The following is a 228-nucleotide window of genomic DNA, read 5'->3' as shown; positions in this document are numbered from 1 at the left end:
TTCCTCGTGGCGGCGGACACCCTGCCGCCCTCCCGGCAGCGGGACCTGGTGGCGGGCCGCGGCGCCCCCGCCGGGGCGATCCCCCAGACCGAGGCCATCAAGGGCAAGTCGTCGACGGCGCTCGACGCCCTGGCGGCGCGGCAGGGCGGCACGGTGCCGACCGAGGCGGGCGCCGCGGCCGACGGCCCCCCGGCCGCCCCGCGGCGGTCGCTCGTCTGCGGCCGCCGC

At 82.9% G+C, this 228-nt stretch carries 1 pseudogene; it reads left to right on the top strand.

The annotated features are described in order from the left end of the window. Window positions 1-228, top strand: a pseudogene (locus KVT14_RS22145) (hypothetical protein); the annotation flags it as partial.

Origin of the sequence: Cellulomonas sp. GbtcB1 (assembly GCF_019091725.1) — a bacterium.
Lineage (GTDB): Bacteria > Actinomycetota > Actinomycetes > Actinomycetales > Cellulomonadaceae > Cellulomonas.
Note: the sequence above shows the minus strand (reverse complement) of the source record. Positions and strands in the feature narration are given on the sequence as shown.